Below are 25,070 nucleotides of genomic sequence, written 5' to 3' on the forward strand. Positions count from 1 at the left end.
CTCGTAGCTAATCCCAGTTGACGGGTTCTTTGTTAAGAAATGCCCGTAGTCCACGTTGTCCCTCAGCGGAAACGCGCTTTTTGGCTATGAGCATGGCAGTTTCTCTGACCAGTTCGTCCGTGATGGTCTGGTTGCTCACACGGGCCACCAGCGTTTTGCAATCGGAGACCGCCTGTGGAGCCTGGCGCGTAATGGTATGCGCGTAGCGCAGGGCAAAGGGCCACAGCTCGTCATCGTTGACACAGTGCTGCACCAGCTGCCATTGTCTGGCCTGTTCCGCATCGAAGGTTTCTGCCGTGATGAACAGCCACCTGGCCAGTCGTTCACCCATGGCTTTGACCACGTAAGGACTGATAACCGCAGGAATAAGGCCCAGTTTGACCTCAGAAAAGCAAAAGCGCGCGCTGTGACCGGCTATGGCAATATCACAGGCGGCAACCAGTCCGGCGCCGCCACCGAGGGCAGAGCCCTGAACCACGGCAATAGTGGGTTTGGGGGACTGGTGCAGGGTGCGCATGACCCCGGCCAGGACAAGTGAGTCGGCCAGATTTTCGGCCTCGCTGTAAGCGGACATGCGTTGCATCCAGGCCAGATCGGCACCCGCGGAGAAATGCCGTCCATTGGCTTTCAATACGATAACCCGTACCTCAGGATTGGCTATCGCCTCATCAAGTGCTTTCTGTATCGTCGCCAGCAACTGATCATCAAACGCGTTGTGTTTGTTGACACGGTTGAGCGTGATAAGGCATACGTGTTGATCTATTTCGCTGAGTAAATCGCTCACAATCGGTTCCTTACATTCGAAAAACGCCAAACTGAGTGGCTTCAATGGGCGCATTCAGGGCAGCGGATAAACCAAGGCCGAGTATGACGCGGGTATCGCAGGGTGCAATGACGCCGTCATCCCACAGACGGGCACTGGCATACCATGGGTTGCCCTGTTCTTCGTACTGGTTGCGCATCTGCTCTTTGAACAGCTCTTCGTCTTCGCTGGACCAGACTGTACCCTGCTTGTTATGTTTATCGCGGCTGATCTGCGCCAGCACGTTGGCTGCCTGTTCACCGCCCATGACCGATATGCGGGCGTTGGGCCATGACCATAAAAAGCGGGGATCGAATGCACGGCCACACATGGCGTAGTTCCCGGCCCCAAAGCTGCCGCCGACAATAACCGTCAGTTTTGGTACCTGAGCATTAGAAACGGCGGTTACCATCTTGGCTCCGTGTTTGGCAATGCCTGATGCTTCGTATTTGCTGCCAACCATGAAGCCTGTGATATTCTGTAAAAATATCAGGGGAATTTTGCGTTGCGTGCACAGCTCAATAAAGTGCGCGCCTTTCACAGCGCCTTCGCCAAACAGAATACCGTTGTTGGCGATAATGCCAACCGGATAGCCAAACAGATGCGCAAAACCGCAGACCAGGGTAGAGCCAAACAGTGCCTTGAATTCGTCAAACTCTGAGCCATCAACGATGCGCGCGATGATTTCACGGATATCAAAGGGTTTGCGTGGATCAGCCGGTACGATGCCGTTTAACTCATTAACATCGTAAGCCGGTTCACGGCTTTCAAGACGCACCAGGCTGTCGGGTTTTTTACGATTGAGATTGCGTATGACCGTACGTGCTATCTGGAGGGCGTGTTCATCGTTTTCAGCGTAGTGATCGGCAACGCCAGACTGGCGGCAATGTACATCGGCACCACCGAGTTCTTCAGCTGAAATCACCTCACCTGTGGCTGCCTTCACCAAAGGAGGCCCACCCAGAAAGATGGTGGCCTGATTGCGAACCATGATGGATTCATCAGCCATCGCCGGAACATAGGCACCGCCGGCTGTGCATGATCCCATGACCACGGCAACCTGAGGAATATTGGCGGCTGACAAATTAGCCTGGTTATAAAATATGCGTCCGAAATGATCGCGGTCGGGAAAAACTTCATCCTGCCTGGGCAGGTAGGCGCCGCCGGAGTCAACCAGATACACGCAGGGCAGGTGATTGAAACGGGCAATTTCCTGAGCGCGCAGGTGTTTTTTCACCGTCAGCGGGTAGTAGGTGCCGCCTTTGACGGTGGCATCGTTTATCACGATCATGCATTCCTGGCCATTGATACGACCTATGCCTGTGATAATACCGGCAGCAGGAACCGCCTCTTTATAAACACCGTAAGCGGCGAGCTGTGACAGTTCCAGAAAAGGACTGCCGGGATCCAGCAGTTGCTGCAGCCGTTCACGCGGCAGGAGTTTTCCGTGTTTTAAATGCCGTTTTCGTGCGGCGTCATCGCCACCGAGGGCTATGGTCTGTATGGTATCCTGCAGTCTCGTCACCAGAGTCTGCATGGCCGCTTCATTATGCTTGAATTCCTGACTGCCGGGATTCAACTGACTGATAATCTTGGTCATGGATTAATCTCAACGTATGACAATGTTACTGAGTACAATTACCAGCCACAAACCCCAGGTCAGGGCTATGAAATGTGGCATGTCGCTGCCTTTGATCAAACGCCAGAGAAGGGCAGGGACTGCAGCCAGCAGAACAGGAATAATGGTCAGCAGAATAACCCTGCAAATGATATTCCCAATGCCGCCTTTGTTGAAAATGGGGGATAACAGGGAGTCAATGTAATGGTAAAACTGATCAACCCAGGCAAAAACGATATGAAGGTATTGAGCAAAGACAACAACGAGTATGCTGACTAACAGATAAACAAGACCTTGTTTTAGCATGTACATTCCTTTTTTATTATTATTTTTATATTGCCGGCCTGGCTCCCTTCTCCCTGGTTAAGGGAGAAGGGGCGGGGATGAGGGTTATTTTATCAGATAAACCAGAACCCAAAACAGTACTGGGATCCTGTGTTTTCAAGTTTATAACTCCCTGCCACCTGACAGGATTACCCTCATCCCCTGTGTGCCAGCCTATACCAGCTCGATGGCTACTGCTGTGGCTTCACCACCACCGATGCACAAAGCGGCAATGCCGCGTTTTTTATGCTGATTTTTCAGGGCATAGAGCAGCGTGACCAGTACCCGCGCGCCTGACGCACCGATTGGATGACCCAGGGCACAGGCTCCACCGTTAATGTTCACTTTGTCGCTGTCCAGTTCCAGCTCATGAATGGCAGCCATGGCGACAACGGCAAAGGCTTCGTTGATTTCATACAGATCAACATCAGCCTGAGTCCATCCCGCTTTGGTCATCACTTTGCGCATGGCTTCAACCGGTGCTGTGGTAAACCATTGGGGTTCCTGGGCATGAGTTGCGTGAGCCACAATGCGTGCCAGCGGTTTTAAACCGCGTTTCCCGGCTTCTGCCGCGCTCATCAGAATCAGGCTGGCTGCGCCATCGGAGATGGAGCTGGAGTTGGCGGCCGTAACCGTACCATCTGCCTGAAAGGCGGGTTTCAGCTGTGGGATTTTGGCAATTTTGCTGGCATCCGGGCCTTCGTCACGGGTTACGGTAATGTCCGCTTTGCGATCGGCAATGACAACCGGCGCAATTTCATCCGCAAAGGCATTGTTTTGCTGAGCTTCAACCGCACGGGTTGTGGAACGGATGGCGTATTCGTCCTGCTGACCGCGACTGAAGTTGAAGTGTCTGGCTGTTGCTTCTGCAAAAACACCCATCAGCTTGCCTCTGTCGTATGCGTCTTCGAGGCCGTCCAGGAACATGGAGTCTTTCAGCTCACCATGGCCGAGGCGGTAGCCTGCGCGGGCTTTGCTCATCAGGTAGGGCGCATTGCTCATGCTTTCCATACCGCTGGCCAGTACTACGCTGGCAGAGCCTGCCTTGATTAAGTCATGAGCGTACATAACCGCTTTCATGCCAGAGCCGCACATTTTGTTGATGGTGGTAGCTCCCGCAGCGTAGGGAATGCCGGCCATGACGGCGGCCTGTCTGGCAGGCGCCTGACCCTGGCCTGCCTGCAGTACGCAGCCGCTGATCACTTCGTCGATGTCGGCGGCGTCAATTCCAGCCTGTGCGATAGCGGCACGGTGCGCAACGGCGCCAAGAGCTGGTGCGGATAAACTGGACAAAGAACCCAGCATACCGCCCATGGGTGTACGTTTGGCCGCTACAATTACTACGTCATTTTGTTCCATGCTGGTTTTCCTTATTCCGTTTCTTTGAAAAGTTCACGCCCAATGAGCATGCGCCTGATTTCCGATGTGCCTGCGCCAATTTCATACAGTTTGGCGTCACGCAACAAACGTCCGGTAGGGTACTCGTTAATGTAACCATTCCCGCCCAGTATCTGAATGGCCTGCAGAGCCATTTGTGTTGCCCTTTCTGCCGTGAATAAAATCACACCGGCGGCATCTTTACGGCTTACGGCGCCCTGATCACAGGCACGCGCAACGGCGTACAGGTAGGCACGCGACGCGCTGATGTCTGTGTACATGTCGGCCAGTTTGCCTTGTATGAACTGAAATTCACCAATGGCCTGATTGAACTGTCTGCGCTCGTGAACGTAGGGCAGAACTACGTCAAGACAGGCCTGCATGATGCCCAGCGGTCCGGCAGCCAGCACAGTACGCTCGTAGTCCAGGCCACTCATCAGAACCTTGACGCCCTGATTCAGCTGACCCAGCACGTTTTCGGCTGGAACGCGGCATTCATTAAACACCAGTTCACAGGTGTTGGATCCGCGCATACCGAGCTTGTCAAGTTTTTGAGCGGTACTGAAGCCCTTGAAACCTTTTTCAATAATAAATGCGGTAATGCCCTTGCTGCCGGCCTGTTTGTCGGTTTTGGCGTACACCACCAGCACATCGGCATCGGGGCCATTGGTGATCCACATCTTGGTGCCGGTCAGGATGAAGTCATCACCAGCCTGGCGGGCCTGCAGCTGCATGCTGACCACGTCGGAACCGGAATTGGACTCGCTCATGGCCAGCGCGCCAATGTGTTCGCCGCTGATAAGCCTGGGCAGGTAGCGTTGTTTCTGGTCGGCGTTGCCGTTCAGGTAAATCTGGTTAACGCACAGATTGGAATGGGCGCCGTAACTCAGGCCAACCGAGGCAGACGCACGTGAAATTTCTTCCATGGCAATGACGTGAGCCAGATAACCCATGTTGGCGCCGCCGTATTCCTCACTGACAGTAATGCCCAGCAGACCCATATCGCCCAGTTGACGCCAGAGCGGGTTGGGGAAGCTGTTTTCCTCGTCAATTTTAGCTGCAAATGGCGCAATTTCGTGCTGTGCGAACTGGTGCACGCTCTCGCGGAGCATGTCGTGGGTTTCGCCCAGTTGATGATTTAATCCCGTATGCATGAGTACCATCCTGTGTCTGTTGACAAATAGTCTAGACTATACCCCATTCATTTCAAGTTGCAACTGGCTGATTTTTTTGTTTTTATGGATTTTGGGGTGAAGATACGTTTTCCTGGTCTGGTACGGATGATGCGGCACGGCTCTTTCCCGAAAAAAAAGAGGAGGGATTGCTCGATACGGAGGTCATCTTTTCCGGATCTTGCGTCTCAGGTATGAGTCTATGGATAACCTCCATGGATTTGTAATTACCCGCCGCCAGATGCAGCGCCGTTTTTCCTGCTTTATTGGCGAGGCTGACTGCCTCAAGCCGTTGGCCGGGGGGTATCATCTCAAGAATGGCGGTGAGGGCGCCCGGGTGTTGTGCCGCAATGTGTAAAGGCGTAACGCCATTGTTATCAGTCGCCGTGACGGCCGCAAGCCGCTGGTCTTCGGGGTAAAGTGCGAGAATGACCTTAAGTGATCCAGGATTGCGTGCCGCCCAATGCAAGGCTGTCTGGCCATTTCTGTCAGATACTTTGACTGCCTCAAGCTGTTGGTCTTCCGGGAGAAGGCTGAGCATGACTTTCTGACAGGCAAGGTTGTTTGCCGCCCAATACAACACGGTAAAGCCATTTTGATCAGCTATTTTGAGCGCCTCAAGCCGTTGGTCTGGCGGGTATAGCTCGAGAATTATTTTCATGCATTCAGGGTTGCGTATTGCTGCATGCAGCGGCGTTAAGCCCATACTGTCAACTGTCCTGACTGCCTCAAGTCGCTGGTCCTCAGGGTAAAGCTTGAGAATAGCTTTGAGGGACTCAGGGTTGCCCGCAGCCCGTTGCAACACCGTTTGGCCATTTGCAGCTGCTACCTTAACGGCCTCCAGACCTTGCCCTTTGGGTATCCGCTTAAGAATTGCTTTCAGAGAGCCTGGGTTGCCCGCTGCCAGAAGTAAAGCCGTTTTACCCTCTCTGTCTTTCACCGTGACTGCCTCAAGCCGTTGATCTTCCCGGTAAAGCGCGAGAATGGTTTTGAGGAGCCGGGGATTATCTGCCGCCAGATGCAGGATCGTCTTACCCTGTTCATCGGCCAGATTCGCTGCCGCAAGACGATGGTTTTCTGGTAGAAGGCTCAGTATGGTTTGCAGGGATTCAGGGTTGCCTGCCGCCTGATGCAACACCGTTTTACCGGCTCCATCCATTGCCTTAATGGCGTCCAGCCTTTGATCTTCCGGGTAAATCTCGAGAGCGATTTTCAGGGATTCCGGATTGTTTGTCGCCTCATGCAGCACCGTCTTGCCAAATCTATCTCTCAGCCTGACTGCCTCGACCTGTTGATCTGGCGGTAAAAGCCTGAGAATGGTTTTCAATGATTCGGGCTCGCGTGCCGATTCATGCATGACCGTATTGCCATAAATATCAGCCATCTTGACCGCCTCAAGTCGTTGATCTTCAGGGTACAGTTCAAGAATGATGTTCAGGGACTCTGGGAAACGTGCTGCGTTATGCAGTACCGTCGCGCCATATCTGTCGGTAATCCTCACAGCCTCAAGTCGTTGATCCACGGGGTACACATTAAGAATTACTTGCAGGGATTCCGGGTTGCGTACTGCAATATGCAGCACCGTACGGCCATGTATATTAGCCAGCCTGACTGCCTCAAGCTGTTGATCCTGCGGTATAAGCTCGAGAATGATTTTGAGAGATTTCGGGTTTTCTGCCGTCCAATGCAGCGCCGTATCGCCTATTGCATCGGCCATCCTGCCTGCCTCAAGCCGTTGGTTTTGTGACATGAGCGCAAGCACGGTGTTCAGAGAGTCAGGGTAGCCTGCCACCCGTTGCAAGGCCGTTATACCATTTCTATCAACGACCTTGAGTGCCTCAAGCCTTTGATTTTCCGGTATGCGCTCGAGAATGGCTTTCAGAAGCGCGGGATTCCCTGCTACCCGATGCAGTACCGCGTTGCCTTTTTTATCAGCCATCCCAACAAAGGCTCCTTGCTCAATCAAGCCTGGCAGGTCCTCCAGATTGGCATTATCTTTGCCCAGAGCTCTGGCGCACGACCGATTGGCTTCAACGAGGCGACGACATTCCTCACTTCGTTCAGCGGCTCGGTTGAGCAGCAGTTGAAAAAGAGGATTATCGTCCTTGTCCTGTTTTGAAGAAACCAGAAAGGCAATGGCCTGCTTTAATTCCACGTTATCTTTAAGGTCGCCGGGCAGAGTCAACAGTCCGCTGAAGTATTGAGCGGTTCTGTCTTCAATTATTTTTGTCAGCTCCGCGGATCCGGTATGACCATAAAACAGATAGGGCATAGAGCGGTCAGCCAGCAATAATTGCTTCATGGCATCCGTGTAGCCCTGATAATCACACGCAGTCAGTCCGGCTACCGGATAATTTTCAAATCCTACACGCTGTGAAATGCCGCTATGCGCTCCGATATTCACCCGTTTGATACCCTCATAGCCACAGAGTGACAGGCCAAGGGCGCGATACATATCAGCAACCATGGCGCTGTCTGTATTGTGCGGGGTTTCGACCGAATCAAGACAAAGATCTCCTTCTGCGCTGCGCCAGACCCAGGCCTGAGCGAGTATCGGGTCTTTCAGGCTGGGATTGTCTGCATCCCCCTGGAACAGGACATAAAAGCTGCCATTGGGCGATTCAATGCCATGACGAACACATGCCTCTCCAGCGCCACCCAGGTACTGACAGCAATTTGTTAATTTCCCAAGGCAGGCGGCCAGCGCGGCGCCCTCCTTGCTCTGGGTGTCCAGCTTAGTGAGGTAAGCCCCCAGATATCCAATGTCAGCGCCTTTGATAAAAACTGCCGGTATGGCCACATCGTCGTTATTTCGTTGCAGTGAATTAAAGAGGGCGATGGTCTTTGCGCTCAGACCCTGATGAATCAGTATCCGGTGAGCCGGGCTGGAATTCAGCATGTATTGCCTGTAAACTTCCCGCAAATGACGGAGGGTCATATTGTCCCAATTCCTGCCACCGGCCAGTCTGGCCAGCTCGCCTGCGTGAGGCAGCAGCTCACGGAAGCGCGGATTGAGCATGTGCTGACTCCTTGCTGCCATGTTTTTCCATAGACTAAAATCACAGTCTGCAGGGGAAGGCAGTTCAAACAGGCAGGCATCGTGAACCAGTTGTCTTACCTTATTCCATTTGGGGAACTGGGTGAGGTAGTCATACACCGCTTTTTCATCTGCAAAAATCAGCGATAAATTAAGGGCATGGTCTTCGGCTATCCCGTTCTGTTCCTCAAGGTACGCCAGCTGGCATAAGGGAAGCAGTTTTTGATAGAGGTCGTCATTGTAATAATCCGGCCATTCGGCTGCACGAGGGTGGGGGAGGGGCGCAGGCTGACTTCTTGATGCTGCAGACGCTGAATCATCAAGCCTGGCAGCAATATCGGCGGTCATCTGTTTTGTATAATGAAGCGCGACGGGACCGTTTTCTCGCGCTACCATCTGATAGAGCTCATCTAATTCGTCTGATGCTTTTTCCCGCCTTGCGTTGATGTTCGCCAGCATTTTTTTTCTCGTCTTTTCTGGCAGACTTTCAACAGGTGCGCTGCTTAGACTGGCTTTTCGCAGCGCGACAACACGGTTTAATATATCGGATATTTTCATAGTGCCCTCGGTGAGCAATAAGTTTTAATATGTATCTGTATGATTAAATATTAGCACCACGTCAGAATCCTGCCACAAAGGCCGTGTCGTTGTTCGCGGCATCCTTGCCTCTGTTGACTGGCATGTCATTATCAACCTGTCACGGTCTGCTTTATGAATTTTGGGGTGAAGATACGTTTTCCCGGTCTGGTACGGATGATGCGGGGCAAATCCAGATAACGCCGGGAGCGCCGATTCTATATTCTCTTATTACTATGTATAATCCCGTCCATCGATGACCGCTTCGGCAAAAGGAGTAGAGCATGAGTGATTTGGTTCTCTGGGGCCACCATCTGGATGATTACCTGGAAATGTTTGATCTGTCGCCGGATGACTTAAAAGGTAATATTCTGGAGTTTGGCAGTGGCCCGAGCGCGTTTCAGACAGAAGCCGGCGGGCAGGGAATTTCCTGTGTATCCTGTGACCCCCTGTTTGCCTTGGATGAAGCTACCCTGCACTCAAAAGCCGTGCTGGTTTTTGCTGATCGTGCCGAGCGGGTGAGATGCAAGGCGACGGAATTTGACTTCAGCCGCTACGCCGGTTTCGACGGATTTCTGGCCTGGCGGCAGGCGGGGATGGATGCTTTCTTTGCGGATTATGCCGCCGGAAAAAAAGAAAAGCGCTATCAGGCCATTCGGGATCTTCATTTGCCTTTCGCGGATTTTACCTTCGATCTCGCACTCAGCTCGCATTACCTTTTTGGTGAGCTGGACAACCAGGATCTGGATTTCCATGTTCAGATGATTCGTGAACTGGCCCGTGTTGCCAGAGAGGTCAGGATATTTCCCCTGGGCGATTTCAATGGGCAGATGTCGGCGTTGACCGGACCCGTGCTGCTGGCCCTGCAGCAGGAAAACTACGGCGTTGAGGTTCGCAGTATCCGTTATCATTTACAGGCCAAAGGCAATGCCATGCTGCGGGTCTGGGCGCAGGAGTGCCGTATCTGATGTATTCTCTGATTCGTCCTTTACTGTTTCGTCTCGATGCCGAGCGGGCCCACCATCTTTCCCTGAGTGCCCTGCATTATCTGCCGGCTGCCTTGTTTAAATCAATGCAGCCTGGCCCTGCAATTTCCGTCATGGGGCTTGATTTTCCTCATGTTGTGGGGCTTGCGGCAGGTCTTGATAAAAACGGCAGCCATCTGGATGCCTTGAGTAAACTGGGTTTTTCGTTTATTGAGCTGGGAACCGTGACCCCACGTCCACAGCCGGGTAATCCTCTGCCGCGCCTGTTCCGAATACCTTCGGCCGGCGCCATTATCAACCGCATGGGGTTTAATAATCAGGGGGTGGATGCGCTGGTGGCTAACGTCCAGAAAGCCCGCTATCGGGGGATTCTGGGTATCAATATTGGCAAAAACAAGGACACAGCCCTGAATCAGGCCGTGGACGATTATCTTTTCTGTCTGCGTCGGGTGTACGGGCACGCATCCTACATTACCATTAATATATCTTCGCCTAATACACCTGATCTGCGTCAGTTACAGCAGGGTGCTTATTTGCAGGATTTACTGGCTCAGTTGTCTGATGAGGGCATGCGTCTTACCGAGCAGCACAAACGCCAGGTTCCGCTGGTCGTTAAATTATCACCCGATGAAGACGACGAAGCCTTGAAGGGCATGGCCGAGGTAATTAGAAGCAATCGAATAGACGGCATCATTGCAACCAATACCACCTGTTCACGCAAGGGCGTTGAAGGACTGTCGCACGCTGACGAGCAGGGCGGCTTAAGCGGCAGACCGTTGCTGGCCCGTTCAACAACCTGCCTGCGTCTGCTGAAAGAGGTGGTCGGGTCGGAGGTTTGCCTGATTGGCGCAGGCGGCATAGACAGCCTGGCCGCAGGTCAGGGCAAACTAGAGGCCGGTGCCAGCCTGCTACAGGTCTACACCGGGCTTATCTATCGCGGCCCGAATCTGATCAGCGAGCTGTCTGCACTGCGTCCGGGAGGGTGAGGCGCTCTTGGGGCAAAAGCCGGTTGTTTCATAAGTAGCTCGTGTCAGAAGGCTCTGTAATGGGCAAAAAACTCATAAATGCCCTGTTTCGGCGATATTGGGATTAGATAGCTTTCCTAACGGACACGTAGCCCGGATTAGGCTTTTAGCCGTAATCAGGGAATCCATGGTTCTCCTGGCACGGTCCCCTGTTTGTGGTTTATTTCCCGGATTACGCTGGCGCTAATCCGGGCTACAAGGATTTCACGAATATCGCCGTCAAAGGTCTTAAGCTTTTTGTAGTATCAAGAGCTGAATTTCTGTGTCAGAACCTGATTCTCCTGCAGGCGCGTTTTCAGCTGATCAAGAAAAAGACCACAAAAACCAGACTCAGGATGATGATTAATGGGCTGACGCGCTGGCGTGTCAGCAGCTTCAGCAGGGTGTAAAGAATGATGCCGCCACCGATGCCATCCGCTATGGATGAGGTGAAGGGAATCATCATGATGGTGACCATACAGGGAGCCGTTTCGCTGATGTCGCTGAGCTTTAAATCCGTCAAATGCTTCATCATGCAGCAGGCGACGTAGAGCAGAGCAGGCCCCACGGCGTAGCTGGGAATCATTTTTGCCAGCGGGTAAAAGAACAGCATCAACAGGAAACCAACAGCAATGACGATGGCGGTGAGGCCTGTTCGCCCGCCTGCCTCAATGCCCGTCGCGGATTCAATATAAGGTGAGGTGCTGGCGGAACCCAGCACACCTGCCAGCGCCGAGGCAGCGGCATCGGCTGTCAGGCTGTAACTCAGGCGCTGCTGGTAGTTTGCCTGCTGACTGAAAACAGATGGGTTAAGCAGGCCAATCAGAGTACCGGTCGCATCGAATACTGCAATAAGGAAAAAGGTGAAAATGGCCTTGAGAGCCGTTATTGAGGTCAAGCCAGAAAAATCCAGCTGCATGAAGGTCGGCGCCATGGACGGCGGCAAGGCCATCACGCCCTGCCACTGAGTCAGTCCCAGCAGCAGAGCCAGCAGACTTATCCCTAAAATGCCAAGGATAATAGCACCCCGCACGCGATAGTAATCCAGGGTTAGAATCAACAGGAATCCCGCAAAAAACAGGCCGCTTTCCGGGCGGTGGATGTCGCCTATGCTCATCAGGCTGTGATGATTGCTTACAATCAGCTGATTGGTCTGCAGAGCAATCATGGCAATGAGCAGACTGATGCCTATCAGGATTGCGATTTGCAGATTGTGTGGAATGGCTTCAATCAGCAGGCGACGCAGGCGGGTAAGACTCAGCACAAAAAACAACACCCCGGAAACAAATACCATGGCAAGGGCGTGCTGCCAGTCTATGCCCATGCCCTGCACCACGCTGTAGCTGAAATAAATATTCAGAGCCATGCCGGGGGCAACTCCGATGGGGGTATTGGCCAGGAGACCGGTGAGCGCACAGGCGAAGGCCGTAACGAGACAGGTGGCCGTGAACACCGCGCCCTGATCCATGCCGGCATCGTGCAGGATCGTTGGGTTGACGAAGGCGATGTAGACCATGGTCAAAAAGGTGGTGATACCGGCAATCACTTCGGTTTGCCAACGGGTGTTTTGCAGAAAGCCTGTACGAAGGGTCATGGCGATACTCTGAACCGGTAAAAACATATCCTACATAAATGCGCCATCCGGTGCAATTGCAGGGCGAGAAAGAAGTACGTCATCCCGAACGCAGTGAGGGATGACGTTTCTTTTTTTAGATGCTGACTCTTAGTGCGATTAGCGTATTTCATCAATTCAGGTTACAATCTGTCTTTTTTACAACCAGGTTTTGATACCGTCTTATGACAAAACAACGTGCCATCAAAACAAGCGTTTTGTACAGACGCTTATTCACTTACGTCAAGCCATTCTGGCTTGTGCTGTTTGCCGGGATTTCTGCGAACATTCTTTACTCCATTATCGATGCCGGCTTTACCTATATGATGAAGCCGTTTATTGATAAGGGCTTTATCAGCATTGATTTGGAATTCGTCAAACAGATTCCCCTCATTGTGCTGGTGGGGATCAGTCTGCGCGGACTGGTCAGCTCGGTCGGGACCTACTGTATGACCTGGGTGGCGCGCTCCGTCGTGAAAGTGCTGCGCCAGCGTGTGTTTTCTCATATCATCAAACTGCCGTCTGATTATTACGATGAGGCCACATCCGGTCAGTTGCTGTCGAAAATTCTGTATGACGTTGAGCAGGTGGCGCAGGTCAGTGCCGATGCCTTGACCGATTTTATCCAGAATACCTGCCTTGTAACAGGCTTACTGGCGGTTATGATGGTTATCTGCTGGCAATTGTCACTGATGTTTTTACTGACTATTCCCTTTGTAGGCATTATCGTCAACCTCACCAACAAACGCGTGCGCCGCATTAGTCACCGGGTGCAGAAATCCATGGGACAGGTAACAGAAATCGCTGCCGAAGCCATTGAGGGCTACCGGGTTGTGCGTATTTTTGGTGGTGAGGCCTATGAGGTTGGTAAGTTTGAGCAGGCCACCGAATCGTCACGTATGAATGACATGAAAGTAGCGGTGAGCAAGGCGATTAATGTATCCGGCGTACAGCTTGTCATCGCAATTGGTATTGCCGCAATTATTTTTGTGGCCATCAAGCTGGCCACCATCATCACCATCACCGCGGGCTCTTTTCTGGCCATCATTGCGGCCATGCTGCAGTTAATCAAACCCATAAAAACCCTGACAACATTAAATGCAACTATTCAACGCGGTCTAGCCGGTGCTGAAAGCGTGTTTGAGCTGCTGGACAAGCCGGTCGAGACGGAACAGGGAAAACGTCTGAGCGCGCGTGCCAAAGGTGCCATACGCTTTGAGTCAGTCAGCTTTGCTTATCGTCAGGGGCAGACCATTCTTCATGACCTCAGTTTTTCCATCAATGCCGGAGAAACCGTGGCTCTGGTTGGACACTCCGGCAGCGGTAAAACGACTATTGCCAGTCTGCTGCCCCGTTTTTACGATGTCTGTGCCGGTCAAATCATTCTGGACGGAGAGCCCATCAACAATCTGGCTTTGAGCAGTCTGCGCGAACAGATGGCGCTGGTCAGTCAGCAGGTCACTCTGTTTAACGACACGCTGGCCAATAACATTGCCTATGGTCGCTTTGATGTGAGCCGGGACCAGATAATCGCGGCCTCAAGACTGGCGTTTGCTGATGAATTTATCAGCCGTTTGCCGGAGGGCTACGATACACGTGTGGGCGAAAACGGTGTTTTGCTGTCCGGCGGTCAGCGGCAGCGTCTGGCTATCGCCCGCGCCATTTTGAAAGATGCGCCCATTTTAATCCTTGACGAAGCCACCTCGGCCCTTGACTCTGAATCAGAGCGCTACATTCAGGCTGCTTTGGATGAAGTCATGAAAAACCGTACTACCGTGGTGATTGCGCATCGTTTGTCCACCATCAAAAACGCCAGCAAAATTCTGGTGATGAACCATGGGCGGCTGGTGGAGCAGGGTACACACCAGCAACTACTGGACCTTAACGGCTATTACGCACAGTTGCATCGTGCGCAGAAAACAGGTATAGAAACGTTTGTTCCTGCTTAATAAGGACTGGATAAAATGCACGCGATGCTGGACAGGTTGTGGTATGGACAAAGCAGATGGCGCTGGCTGCTGTGGCCTTTGTCGCTGATATATCAGCTCATCGTCAGGATTCGCCGTTTTTTATTACAGACTTTTGTTCAGCGCGCATGCCCGGTTCCCTTGATTGTTGTAGGCAATCTGACCGTGGGTGGTGCCGGTAAAACCCCGCTGGTTATTGCTCTGGTGCAGGCGTTTCAGGAAAAAGGCTTTCGTGTGGGCGTGGTTACACGTGGCTACGGTGGCAGTCTTAAAACCTTCCCTCATGAAGTGACAGCCGATGATTCGGCCCATATGGTGGGAGACGAACCGTTTCTCATTGCCCGGCGCTGCGCCTGTCCGGTGGTCATAGCGCCAAGGCGCGTTGACGCAGTACGTTATCTGCTGAACAGACATCGCAGCCAGATTATCATCAGCGATGACGGTCTGCAGCATTATGCCATGGGGCGCTCGATCAACATTGTGGTGCTCGATGGTATGCGCGGTCTTGGCAATGGCATGTGTCTGCCGGCTGGCCCATTGCGCGAGCCAGCCGGTCGTCTCAGGCAGGCTGATTTGCTGGTAGTGAACCAGGGAAACTGGCCGGGCGCGCATACCATGACCCTCGACACCGCGGAATTTATTCATCTTCCCAGCGGCAGGAAAGCGGGCATACAGGAGATGACAACCCCGGTGGCCGCGGTGGCGGCAATTGGCAACCCGGGGCGCTTTTTCCATACGCTTGAGTCATTGGGTTTATCCTGCATACCATATCCTTTTCCGGATCATCACCCCTTTACAGCTCAGGATTTAAACACTATTCAGGGAACCGTAGTCATGACAGAAAAAGATGCGGTGAAATGTCAACCCTTTGCGGCAGAACACTGGTATTATCTACCCGTTAACGCCAGGTTACGCGAGCCCTTCTGGCACGCGTTGTGGTCACACGATTGTTTAAAAGGTTATTTCCCAAAATGACACACATGATAGTTGCTATACGCCGTATTGCGATATTTTTTTTGTTATCTCTTTCCCTTTCTGTGCGGGCAGAGATAGCTGTTGGCGAAGAAGTGGAGAATGCTTCCGTTCAGGCGGTGTTGTCGCTGCATTCCATGCAGGCTAACTGGACATTTTCAGGTAACGTAACGAGCGAAGGCGGTGAGCGTTACGCGTATTTTTTACAGATTCAACGTGAGAATGCCCGCTTTCATGCTGTTGCAACGCTGATTAACACACAAAGTAAAGCAGTTGCTGTTTATGAGGAAAGCAATACCCTGATTGAGCAGCCGGAGCTGACGCACTGGCAGGTTGGCAATATTTTTATTCGCTTTAATCCGATTAACAACAGCTGGGTTTATGGGGTGAAGGATAAAGACAAAAAAGGCTTTAATTTCAAGGTCGATATGCTCGCTCCCGCAAACGGACAGGCGCCAAAACGGCAAAGTCTGCGGGATGGTATTGAACTGCTGGTCAGTCAGACGGGTCAGTTAAACGGCCACATTCAGCTCGGCGAGAGCAATCCTGAACAATTTGTCACCGCCAGAAAAGCCTGGTTCCGGCAAATGTGGGTCAGCAGTCCGCTATCGGGCAAGCATCAGATGAGTTCGGTTTTGTGCTCGTTTAACAACGGCAGTGCGCTGTACTCTGTTACCCTGCCCGAATCCGACGCGGTACGTGCCTCGGTTGCCGGCTGGCGCGATGAGCAGGGCCAAGCGGTTACCATGTCACAGTTTTTAACAGTGCAGGGCGGCGCCGATAACCATTGGCGAATCCGGGTTCCTGCTCCCAAAGTCGATTTATCACTTGATAATCTGCTGGATAAAATTGACATTGGTCAGCAACGGATACTTGGCTTTACCGAAGCTCCCTTACCTGGCTTTTGCGCCATTAGTTTTGATGAGATCAACTAGTGCCTTATCAACATTAAATACAGGGGTAGGGTGGGCAAAGGAGCGAAGCGACGTGCCCACCATGGTTGTGCTCTGTGCTAATGACTGGTGGGCACGTCGCTTCGCTCCTTTGCCCACCCTACCCCAAGATTGAATATTGACAGGGCACTAGTACGATTTAGTTTTGACATGTGTCGTCCCCGCCCTCGTGGGGAGGACAAGTAATGTGCTGAAGAGAAGACGCTGCTCTGTGCCGGACAAAATTCCGGACTGTCATTCTGTACGCTTTATGACTTTTTTAGTCAGTTGTATTCTATTTGCACTCTGATGAAATCGCCCTGAAGACGCCTGGTGCGCCTTCATTAACAGAGTATCTCTGGACGTCCATTAAGCTCACCTGGAGTCCAGAGAAAAGACTAAACGGGAGATTGTATCAGCGGGGATTGTTCACTCAAAGGCTCTGCCAGCTGTTCAGGCTGAGGATTAAAAAAGCTCATAATTCTCTGATGCACAAGCTTCCCATTATTTTTTTCTTTGCCCAGATAATTCGTTACAAGACGCTTTCGTTCGGCCTGACGCTCTTCAGCAAGTACCGATTTTCTTTCCTCAACCCTTTGCGTCAAGCTGGTCTCTTGTTCTGCAGTCAGCGAGCGTGATAAAGCATGTTCTATTTCAAATCGACTTGTTGGATTAGCAATACCTAATACGGCATATCGTTCCTCTAGCGCCGCATCTTCCTCTTGTCGCGCTATATTACGGTTGGTCGCTCTCAATCTGGTTAATAATTTCTGACTGGAAGAGGAGTGTGGCCTGAGATTATCAACACTACCGAGTAATCGAGCCATTTCCTCTGGGCCCGCTTCCGCAATGCGACCTTGTGTCGCCATTATGGCGTCTTGAGGCTGGGGATTTCTGGTTTTTGCATCAACAATGGTTTTTACTAATGCCCCTATGGTATGGGTGATGGGTGATACTAAAGCAAAAAGCACGGCAAGTTCTAAACCGCTACCGCTCGGTGTTTCCAGGTAACGAAATCTAAATGAGCGCCTGAGATTATGCATATATCGAGAACCGAACTCTCTCAAATTCATTTTGATATTTCCTCTAAAGGTTAATTCAGGATGAAATTTATCATAAAAAATACTTCTGGTCTATTATTTGGGCATTTTTTGTGGTCTGTTAACAGGCCAGAACGCGTAGCCCGGATTTATGATGGTCGTTCACAACGAATGCGTAATCCGGGGAGCAACCGCGTGGGGGAGTCACAGGCAGCTAACCCTGTCCCTGTTCTCCCTCGGGCAGCAACAGGGACAGGCCTGCGGCGATCACAAGCCCAGCAGGCACAATCGCCAGAGCCAGCTGGTAGGCATGCAGAGTAAAGGCCGCATCATTTTGACTGACTCTGTCGAGAATGAACCCGACTGCGGGCTGCATAATGGGAGCGCTGAGCATGGCCAGCGTATTGATAAACCCGGTGCAGGTCGACAAGGTACCCTCTGGCGCCTGTTCGTTGGCGATGGAATAGGCCAGCATGTAGGCACCGCAACACAGCCCTATCAGAAACATCAGACTGCCAATCAGCACGGCACTTTTAGTGGGTATAAATAAAATCAATACGATGAGAAGGGCCGTAGACAGGCAGGAAGTCAGAATGATGGGACGGCGTTTGAAGCGGCCGGCCAGATACCCAAATAACGGGCAGCTGATAGCACCGCCGAGAAAGAGCATGGAATCCAGGATGCTGGCATTTTTTAAATCACAGCCCAGCTTGGTCTGAATGAAGGGCACCGCCCACATGGCGCCAAATACGGTAATCACCGTAAAACTCAGTCCGACGAATACACCATTAATCCAGATTGGTCCGGAACGCAGTATCACCATAAACTGCCTCCACTGCGACAGATTCGGGCGCTCCTGTTGTTTGTCATCAACGGGTACAATCCGCCAGCACAGCCACGCAATCAGTAAACCCGCTATGGCGGCGCCGTTAATAAAGCTGCGCCAGCCCCAGTGCTGCACCAGCACACCGAGGCTGATAATGCCGAGCATGGTGATGAGAAAGCCAAGTGTTTCAGACAGGCCTATCATAAAAGCGAATTGATTCAGAGGAAAATGCTGCCGCAGCAGGTGCGACAGGCCAATAAAGGCAAACGAGGCGCCACCACCTATGATTAAACGCGTAGAAAACAGGGTCAGCAGACTATGGCTTTGTGCAAACAAAGCACAGCCGAGGCTGCAGACCAGAGCCGAGCAGGCCAGCAGCGCGCGTGTGCTTTTCAAATCAAAGAGAAACCCTACCGGGATCTGCAGGCTGGTATACACATAATAAAACGAACTGCCCAGCAGTCCGGCAGCCAGCGCACTCAGCTGCATTTCCTGGACAATGGATTGAATCACCACGCCGGAAGACAGTTGTAAAAAAAACTGAAACAACACAAAGCAGACGCCTACAAACCAGATAGTGTAGCGTTGCAGGGAAGAGGTTTTTGATGGATTGGTAACAGGTAACACGCAGTATGATTCGCAGGATAGTTTATTGTTTTCGACAAGGATACCATAAGCCGCGTGTGACGTGCATTTATTTTATGCTCTTCCTGTTTTCCTGAAGGCTTGTTACAGTTATACATGCACTCATTACCCGGATTCCGATGACAAAATCAGCTGATATCAGGCAGTTACAGATTGGATTTCAACAGAGCATACGGCCCCTGGTTGCTGTGGATGGCATCAGTTTTTCATTAAGACCCGGAGAAACCCTCGCCTTGCTGGGTGAATCTGGCTGCGGGAAGTCTCTGACTTCGCTGGCCTTGATGCGTCTTTTACCTGAAGGAGCGGTTTATGGGATGCGCAGCCAGGTGCGGGTGGATGACGAGGATATACTGGATCTGCCTGAAAACCTCATGCGTCAGCTCCGTGGCCGCCGTATTGCTATAATTTTTCAGGAACCCATGACGGCTCTGAACCCCGTCATGCGCATCGGCGACCAGCTGGCGGAAGCGTTTCGTGATAAGGCCATGTCGCCATCTGAGCGACATCAACGTCTGCTGAGGCTGCTTGAGGAAGTGGAAATCCCCGAGCCGGAATTACGCCTGACTCAATATCCGCATCAATTGTCTGGTGGTCAAAAGCAACGCATTGTCATTGCCATGGCTCTGGCGAATAATCCCGACATTCTGATAGCCGATGAACCAACAACGGCCCTTGATGTGACCATCCAGGCACAGATTCTTGCTTTGCTGAAAAAACTGCAGCAGGAACATCAGATGAGCCTGTTGCTCATTACGCATGATCTGGGTGTGGTGAAGGCCGTAGCGGACCGCGTTTGTGTGATGTATGCCGGCCAGGTGGTTGAAGAAGCCAGGGTCAGTGATTTTTTTAAGCAGGTCAGGCACCCCTATTCTCAGCAGCTGCTGGCGTCCATTCCGGGCTTTTCACAGCGCAATTATCGCCTGCAGACCATCAGCGGTACCGTGCCAGCGCCTGGCGCCATGCCTTCGGGTTGCCGTTTTCACCCTCGCTGTGCTCATGTCATGTCACGTTGTCGAGACGACGAGCCTGTGCTGCAGACCATTGAAGAGGAGAGCGTACGCTGCCACCTATATCCCAGGCATCGGGTTTTGCCCACTCTCAACCAGGAGGAACTACCCTGGCCACAGCAGACCGAGCAGGGGGATTGTCTGTTTTCAGTCACCGATCTATGTGTTCAGTTCGGCCTTGGCGGGGGATTTTTAAAACCCAGAAGAGCAGCATTTAAAGCGGTGGATAAGCTGTCATTCAGGCTGCACAAAGGACGGACTCTGGCTCTGGTGGGCGAATCAGGCTGCGGTAAAACCACGGTCAGCCGTGCGCTGCTGCGTTTGCTGCCGATAAGCTCCGGAATCCTGAGTTATCGCGATGAGGATGTGTTGGCCATGTCGCGCCGTCAGCTGCGCTCCTATCGTAAACAGGTGCAGTTGATTTTTCAGGATCCCTTTGCCGCGATGAATCCAAGGATGATGGTGGGCGATATCATCGCCGAGGGCCTGCTGGCTCAGGGCATGCGCGCTGCTGATATCAAGCGTCGACAGCTGGTTTTGCTGGACCAGGTGAACCTGCCGGCCAGCAGTCTGACTCGCTACCCACATCAGTTTTCCGGCGGACAGAGGCAGCGTATCTGCATCGCACGTGCTCTGGCAACAGAACCGGAGGTGTTGATTTGTGATGAGCCAACCAGCGCTCTGGATATGTCCGTTCAGGCGCAGATCCTCAACCTGCTGAAAGAGTTGCAGGGGGAGCTTGGCATGTCATATCTGTTTATTACGCACAACATGTCGGTGGTCTCATGGCTGGCTGATGAGATACTGGTGATGCGCCAGGGGCAGGTGGTCGAGTCAGGCCCCTGTGAGCAGATCCTGAAAAACCCCACTCATGCCTACACCCGGCGTTTACTGGACAGTGTTTTGCAGATCTAACGCCGTTTTTTGTTTAAAACTGGCAGGTCATGTCCAGGGCGTGTTGACAATAGTCCCCGCCGCCTACGCGCCGCGGCACGTAGGCGGCGGGGACTATTGCCAACACGCCCTAAAAAAGTTAAGGACGTTGCCTGATAATTCAGACAAACAGGCATATTTTGAAGCTGAAGCTTTGTCAATCGAAAGCTGATTCACTGATGATAGATTGACACCAAATGCCTCATCGATTCAAAATGCGCGCACTCTAATCAAAAAAAATAACCAGATGTTTCCTGAAATATCCCTGCTTCCCCAAAATGATCTGTGTGAGATTCGCCTGAGGCGTGAGACGCTTTGTTCCAACGGATCAATACCGCCTGAACTTGATGATATCCTCGATTCCGGGCCTTTTCCCAGCTTCTCCCTGGAGCCGCAGATATTTGCTGTCAAACTGGTGATGAAACCGCGCGATTTACCTGTTTTTCTGTCTTGTCTGTACGAACGGGAGCTGATAAGCAAACCGACTCTGGAGCTGGCGAAAGCGCGTATCGAGGTTTTATGGCCTGATACTCTGAAGCCCTCACCCACCATGACGGATTTTCTTCACATGCTGGGCAACATGGTCAATGACAGGCAACGAACGAGCACACAGTTTCAAAACATGGTGGACTATTTTTTTTCCGGCCAGCCTTCACGCTATCAGACTTTGGTGAGGCAGCATTTAGATTATCATTTGCAGTTGCTTCATCTCCTGCTCTCAACACCAACCGGGCTGGATATTTTATCTGAATTATTTAACAGCGGACTTTCAATATATTACCCATCGATGCGACGCGGGCCTGTCAGACATGTAATTAAAAACGCTGGTCTGACTTTGGAAAAATCGGATATCGATAAAATACCTTTCAGTGAATTGTTTGATCGATTGCTGGCCACGTTTCAGTATAAAATGGCCAGAGACAAGTCCCGCCTGCCTCTGACACATCTGGTTTATAATCCCTTTTTATGTGTTTTTATTAATAAATACGCGCTGAACAGGCAAAAAGAACTGCCGTTCAATATGATAAAAAGACAGCGGAATCTGGTGTTCCAACTGCTTCAGCAGGGTGATTGCGAGTCGGTGGAGACCTTGTTTCCCGTTATGCGCTTCTGCGGTTTGTCGTTTCGGTTTATTGACACAATCATGGACTTCCTGGGCTATGATTTTTCCTCAAATGACACCCGAATCAGGGCCTATTCTTCCGTATTTGCGCTGTTTGACAGGGTTTATGACGGGCTCGCAGTACGCTGTGCCAAAATCTGGCTGCAGTCCGGTTTTTCTCTTAACCAGGCGCAGATTATCAAGGAGCTGGACAGGCAATGCCGCCAGTATTTAAAGCAATTCCCGGAGCAATTTGATCGACGGAAGCAGATCCGTGCCTATACAGAGCATGGTTTTTTGCAATTAGCCACACTCATGGCAAAGTATCTGAATCTACAGAGGGGAATGCCTGTCATTCTCTCTCTGGCGAAACAAACCAGCCCCTGTTACCGCATGGTCTATTTTAAGGGAGATGCCGTGCCTCTGGATAACCATTTTATCAGAACGGAAGGCCCGTTCAAGCAGTGTGCAGGTGTCTATCCTGTGATACCTCCTGGCGAATGGCGGGCTACCATTGAAGCCATACACAGTACGTTTCATAATGTAGAAAAGTTTGAGACCGGACTCAGACAGCTCGAAGCAGAGCTGGCAACTGCGCTGCCTGTGCTCACGCCCATTGCAGACTGTTGTGAAGAAGCACAGCTTAAGCTGTATGAGTTGAGTATTCCATCCGCTGAGGCTTATATCTGGTGGAAAAATCTGCCGCCTGAACAGCGAAAAATGAACCGTGCCCTGCACCATGTTTTGTTAAATATTGAAAAACGAGCCGGCTATCCGGATGCTGTGGAACACGATGGTATTACCCGTTTCTGGGGTTTTGTGCCTTCCGAGATTGCCAATCAGGTGATTCGGTCAGGAGGGCGTATTGCGGAATCATCTTTGTCGATGGCAGGAATTGTTCATGGCCCTGCGGCTCATCGCATACAAATGGCTGTGATTTTCCTTTTGATCGAAAAAGGCAAAATCCCCAGGCCCGTCGATAGAACGATGATGGATCTGGCCAGATTCATCGTTGACAACAATCTATGGAGTCCGTTGCTCGACTCAAATCTGACACGGTTTTCCTTCCCTCATTTTGTGATGGCCTGGCTGCGTAACGCGGCATATCTGCCTTGTCTGCGGCAGTATGCGTTGTTCAGTTACTTTAACGAAGTGGATAAACATCTGTTGCGCCATGGGCTCAGCGATTATGAATCAGCTGTTTACACGCAATTGAGTCATGACTGGATGTTTTATGTCGAGCCGCTCGACGAGCGCATTATTGCGCAGGCAAAGGGGCGGCATGATTTTATTGGATTGACCCTTGGAAAGGATCACTTTTTTTACCACAAGGTCAGGAAGCATGATAGGGAATGCCCGCAGCCTGAACAGGCCGCAACGTCATCGCAATCGTCCGGTCAGGGGCGAGGCTAAGAAGGCGTTTAAACGTGCCCCCACGCGCCGGCGGGGGCTGCCTTATCGACATTAAGGGTAGGGTGGGTAAAGGAGCGAAGCTCTGTGCCCACCAGCTATTGGCACAGAGCACAACCATGGTGGGCACGTCGCTTCGCTCCTTTGCTCACCCTACCCCAGGATTGAATATTGATAGAGCACTAGTTTCGTTTGGGGAAGATATCCTTAAACTGCAGATGGCGGTGTTCTTCCAGCGCGAGATGGCGTTTTTTATGATAGCCGCCCAGCTTATAAATCAGGATAGGCAGGGCAAAGCTGGTCACACCCATGTAAAAAGCAATTTTATAGGTAGGGTCCTGATTCATCAATAAAAACGCCAGACAACCCAGCATTAATACAATAGCGACGATACCGGTGTAAGGTGATCCTGGCGTTTTATAGCGTAGATCATCGGTTGTGTAGCCGGCTTCGTATAAACGTGCGCGAAAGCGGATCTGTGCCCAGCACAATGAAATCCAGGCGGTGGCGCCAGTAAAACCGGATACCAGCAGCAAGGCAATGTAGAGCATGGATTGCCCAAAAAAATAACTGGTTGCGAGCAGCAGCCAGATGGCAATCAGGGTCGCGATACCTGCGTTCTGTGGTACGGCATTACGATTGAGTTTACCGAGAGGCCTGGGGGCCATGCCATTTCTTGCCAGCGCATTCAGCGAGCGAACGATGCCATATACGCCCGAATTAGAGCAGGACAGGGTCGCGGTCAGGGTGACAAAGCTGGTGGCAGCTCCCGCCCAGTGCAGGCCATAGAGATTCAAGGCATCGGCGAAGACAGAATTAGCCAGTCCGGCTTTTTGCCATGGAAAAATCAATACCAGGCAAAAAACAGGGATAATGTAGATAAACAGAATACGGAAGGTTACGTTCCTGACCGCACGCGGAATCATTCGGGCAGGGTTCTGAGATTCACCGGCCGCCAGTCCAATGATTTCCGACCCCTGATAATTCACCAGCAGCAGAACCATGGCGGTTAACAGCACCATACCGCCATTGGGAAAGAGGCCGCCCTGGCCAAAAATATATTTCCCACCGATAAAGCCGGTTGATTCATGTCCATGAATCAGGCCAAAGAAAATAAGCAGCGATAAAAAGACAAAGCCACCCAGCGCTGCAATTTTAATCAGAGCCAGCCAGAATTCAATTTCACCAAAGGTGCCGACCTTGGCGATGTTGATGTAGGTAATCAGCATACCGAAACAGATCGCCCAGACGTAGCCGTTTACCCCGGTAAAATGCTGCATGATAATACCGCCGGCTATGCATTCGGCCGGTATATAGGCAACCCAGCTGATCCAGTACGACCACCCGACACCACAGGCTATGGACGGCGAAATGAATTCAGCCGTGTAGGTGATAAACGATCCGGAGATAGGGATGGCAACGGCCAGCTCCCCCATGCACAGCATCGTCAGGTAGATGATCAATCCACCAAGAATATAGGCAATAAAAACAGACGGACCAACCTGGTTGATGACGGCACCTGTTCCGAGAAAATAGCCCGAGCCAATAATACCCCCAAGGGCAATCAATTGCACGTGGCGGTCTTTCAGGCCACGCTTGAATCCACCATCGTTCATGATTTCGTTATCGTGAGTAGTCACTGACTTTGATGTTCCTTATAAAAACTGGGAATATGATTTTCGGAAGTTCTAATTGTATAATAAATCCTACCATTGTCTATAGCCTATT

At 51.7% G+C, this 25,070-nt stretch carries 17 protein-coding genes; 7 read left to right on the forward strand and 10 right to left on the reverse strand.

Going from position 1 to position 25,070, the window contains the following annotated elements:
* Window positions 1–7 precede the first annotated feature (7 nt).
* The 6 genes from ACQUTA_RS00125 to ACQUTA_RS00150 all read right to left on the reverse strand — a co-directional run bounded on the left by ACQUTA_RS00125 (window position 8) and on the right by ACQUTA_RS00150 (window position 8,888).
* A complete protein-coding gene (locus ACQUTA_RS00125) occupies window positions 8–784 on the reverse strand; it encodes an enoyl-CoA hydratase-related protein (protein ID WP_444986030.1) in 777 nt (258 codons plus the stop codon).
* A gap of 10 nt (window positions 785–794) precedes the next feature.
* Window positions 795–2,402 (reverse strand): carboxyl transferase domain-containing protein, encoded by a 1,608-nt coding sequence (locus ACQUTA_RS00130; RefSeq protein ID WP_444986032.1) that lies wholly within the window; start codon window positions 2,400–2,402, stop codon window positions 795–797.
* A gap of 9 nt (window positions 2,403–2,411) precedes the next feature.
* Window positions 2,412–2,726 carry a hypothetical protein gene (locus ACQUTA_RS00135; RefSeq protein ID WP_444986034.1) on the reverse strand — a complete coding sequence of 105 codons (315 nt, stop codon included), beginning with the start codon at window positions 2,724–2,726 and terminating at the stop codon, window positions 2,412–2,414.
* Between the two features lie 192 nt (window positions 2,727–2,918).
* The gene (locus ACQUTA_RS00140) at window positions 2,919–4,103 is read right to left on the reverse strand and encodes a thiolase family protein (protein ID WP_444986036.1); all 1,185 of its coding nucleotides are present in this window, start codon (window positions 4,101–4,103) and stop codon (window positions 2,919–2,921) included.
* 11 nt (window positions 4,104–4,114) lie between these two features.
* The gene (locus tag ACQUTA_RS00145) at window positions 4,115–5,275 is read right to left on the reverse strand and encodes an isovaleryl-CoA dehydrogenase (protein WP_444986038.1); all 1,161 of its coding nucleotides are present in this window, start codon (window positions 5,273–5,275) and stop codon (window positions 4,115–4,117) included.
* 82 nt (window positions 5,276–5,357) lie between these two features.
* The gene (locus ACQUTA_RS00150; RefSeq protein ID WP_444986040.1) at window positions 5,358–8,888 is read right to left on the reverse strand and encodes an ankyrin repeat domain-containing protein; all 3,531 of its coding nucleotides are present in this window, start codon (window positions 8,886–8,888) and stop codon (window positions 5,358–5,360) included.
* 302 nt (window positions 8,889–9,190) lie between these two features.
* Between ACQUTA_RS00150 and ACQUTA_RS00155 the strand changes: the two genes are divergently transcribed.
* The gene (locus tag ACQUTA_RS00155; RefSeq protein WP_444986042.1) at window positions 9,191–9,874 is read left to right on the forward strand and encodes a hypothetical protein; all 684 of its coding nucleotides are present in this window, start codon (window positions 9,191–9,193) and stop codon (window positions 9,872–9,874) included.
* On the forward strand, window positions 9,874–10,878 hold the full coding sequence (locus ACQUTA_RS00160; protein ID WP_444986044.1) for a quinone-dependent dihydroorotate dehydrogenase: 1,005 nt from the start codon (window positions 9,874–9,876) through the stop codon (window positions 10,876–10,878). The genes ACQUTA_RS00155 and ACQUTA_RS00160 overlap by 1 nt, the downstream gene beginning before the upstream one ends.
* Window positions 10,879–11,212: 334 nt before the next feature.
* On the opposite strand, the gene ACQUTA_RS00165 is transcribed toward ACQUTA_RS00160, so the two are convergent.
* Window positions 11,213–12,490 (reverse strand): NCS2 family permease, encoded by a 1,278-nt coding sequence (locus ACQUTA_RS00165; protein ID WP_444986436.1) that lies wholly within the window; start codon window positions 12,488–12,490, stop codon window positions 11,213–11,215.
* Between the two features lie 203 nt (window positions 12,491–12,693).
* On the opposite strand from ACQUTA_RS00165, the gene msbA reads away from it, so the two are divergent.
* Genes msbA through ACQUTA_RS00180 form a run of 3 tightly spaced genes read left to right on the forward strand, consistent with a single transcriptional unit; the run spans window position 12,694 to window position 16,382 of the window.
* A complete protein-coding gene (gene msbA, locus ACQUTA_RS00170; protein ID WP_444986046.1) occupies window positions 12,694–14,457 on the forward strand; it encodes a lipid A export permease/ATP-binding protein MsbA in 1,764 nt (587 codons plus the stop codon).
* Window positions 14,458–14,472: 15 nt separating this feature from the next.
* On the forward strand, window positions 14,473–15,450 hold the full coding sequence (lpxK, locus tag ACQUTA_RS00175; RefSeq protein WP_444986048.1) for a tetraacyldisaccharide 4'-kinase: 978 nt from the start codon (window positions 14,473–14,475) through the stop codon (window positions 15,448–15,450).
* A gap of 5 nt (window positions 15,451–15,455) precedes the next feature.
* Entirely contained in the window at window positions 15,456–16,382 is a 927-nt protein-coding gene (locus ACQUTA_RS00180; protein ID WP_444986050.1) for a hypothetical protein, read from the forward strand.
* Window positions 16,383–16,777: 395 nt separating this feature from the next.
* Here the strand turns inward: ACQUTA_RS00180 and ACQUTA_RS00185 are convergent, their stop codons facing one another.
* Together ACQUTA_RS00185 and ACQUTA_RS00190 are read right to left on the reverse strand one after the other, a co-directional pair.
* Window positions 16,778–17,452 carry a hypothetical protein gene (locus tag ACQUTA_RS00185; RefSeq protein WP_444986052.1) on the reverse strand — a complete coding sequence of 225 codons (675 nt, stop codon included), beginning with the start codon at window positions 17,450–17,452 and terminating at the stop codon, window positions 16,778–16,780.
* Between the two features lie 181 nt (window positions 17,453–17,633).
* Window positions 17,634–18,872 carry an MFS transporter gene (locus tag ACQUTA_RS00190; protein WP_444986054.1) on the reverse strand — a complete coding sequence of 413 codons (1,239 nt, stop codon included), beginning with the start codon at window positions 18,870–18,872 and terminating at the stop codon, window positions 17,634–17,636.
* 137 nt (window positions 18,873–19,009) lie between these two features.
* Between ACQUTA_RS00190 and ACQUTA_RS00195 the strand changes: the two genes are divergently transcribed.
* Window positions 19,010–20,812 carry an ABC transporter ATP-binding protein gene (locus ACQUTA_RS00195; protein ID WP_444986056.1) on the forward strand — a complete coding sequence of 601 codons (1,803 nt, stop codon included), beginning with the start codon at window positions 19,010–19,012 and terminating at the stop codon, window positions 20,810–20,812.
* Window positions 20,813–21,077: 265 nt separating this feature from the next.
* Complete coding sequence (locus ACQUTA_RS00200; RefSeq protein ID WP_444986058.1) at window positions 21,078–23,345, forward strand: hypothetical protein; 2,268 nt, start codon at window positions 21,078–21,080, stop codon at window positions 23,343–23,345.
* A gap of 179 nt (window positions 23,346–23,524) precedes the next feature.
* Here the strand turns inward: ACQUTA_RS00200 and ACQUTA_RS00205 are convergent, their stop codons facing one another.
* The gene (locus ACQUTA_RS00205) at window positions 23,525–24,958 is read right to left on the reverse strand and encodes an amino acid permease (RefSeq protein ID WP_444986437.1); all 1,434 of its coding nucleotides are present in this window, start codon (window positions 24,956–24,958) and stop codon (window positions 23,525–23,527) included.
* Window positions 24,959–25,070: the final 112 nt, after the last annotated feature.

It is taken from the genome of Legionella navarrensis (assembly GCF_052527415.1).

What these genes read in the sequence shown, in the direction of transcription:
- ACQUTA_RS00130 (WP_444986032.1), bottom strand. Translation starts at nt 2,402, where the DNA reads ATGACCAAGATTATCAGTCAGTTGAATCCCGGCAGTCAGGAATTCAAG.
- ACQUTA_RS00135 (WP_444986034.1), bottom strand. Translation starts at nt 2,726, where the DNA reads ATGCTAAAACAAGGTCTTGTTTATCTGTTAGTCAGCATACTCGTTGTT.
- ACQUTA_RS00140 (WP_444986036.1), bottom strand. Translation starts at nt 4,103, where the DNA reads ATGGAACAAAATGACGTAGTAATTGTAGCGGCCAAACGTACACCCATG.
- ACQUTA_RS00145 (WP_444986038.1), bottom strand. Translation starts at nt 5,275, where the DNA reads ATGCATACGGGATTAAATCATCAACTGGGCGAAACCCACGACATGCTC.
- ACQUTA_RS00150 (WP_444986040.1), bottom strand. Translation starts at nt 8,888, where the DNA reads ATGAAAATATCCGATATATTAAACCGTGTTGTCGCGCTGCGAAAAGCC.
- ACQUTA_RS00155 (WP_444986042.1), top strand. Translation starts at nt 9,191, where the DNA reads ATGAGTGATTTGGTTCTCTGGGGCCACCATCTGGATGATTACCTGGAA.
- ACQUTA_RS00160 (WP_444986044.1), top strand. Translation starts at nt 9,874, where the DNA reads ATGTATTCTCTGATTCGTCCTTTACTGTTTCGTCTCGATGCCGAGCGG.
- ACQUTA_RS00165 (WP_444986436.1), bottom strand. Translation starts at nt 12,490, where the DNA reads ATGACCCTTCGTACAGGCTTTCTGCAAAACACCCGTTGGCAAACCGAA.
- msbA (WP_444986046.1), top strand. Translation starts at nt 12,694, where the DNA reads ATGACAAAACAACGTGCCATCAAAACAAGCGTTTTGTACAGACGCTTA.
- lpxK (WP_444986048.1), top strand. Translation starts at nt 14,473, where the DNA reads ATGCACGCGATGCTGGACAGGTTGTGGTATGGACAAAGCAGATGGCGC.
- ACQUTA_RS00180 (WP_444986050.1), top strand. Translation starts at nt 15,456, where the DNA reads ATGATAGTTGCTATACGCCGTATTGCGATATTTTTTTTGTTATCTCTT.
- ACQUTA_RS00185 (WP_444986052.1), bottom strand. Translation starts at nt 17,452, where the DNA reads ATGAATTTGAGAGAGTTCGGTTCTCGATATATGCATAATCTCAGGCGC.
- ACQUTA_RS00195 (WP_444986056.1), top strand. Translation starts at nt 19,010, where the DNA reads ATGACAAAATCAGCTGATATCAGGCAGTTACAGATTGGATTTCAACAG.
- ACQUTA_RS00200 (WP_444986058.1), top strand. Translation starts at nt 21,078, where the DNA reads ATGTTTCCTGAAATATCCCTGCTTCCCCAAAATGATCTGTGTGAGATT.
- ACQUTA_RS00205 (WP_444986437.1), bottom strand. Translation starts at nt 24,958, where the DNA reads ATGAACGATGGTGGATTCAAGCGTGGCCTGAAAGACCGCCACGTGCAA.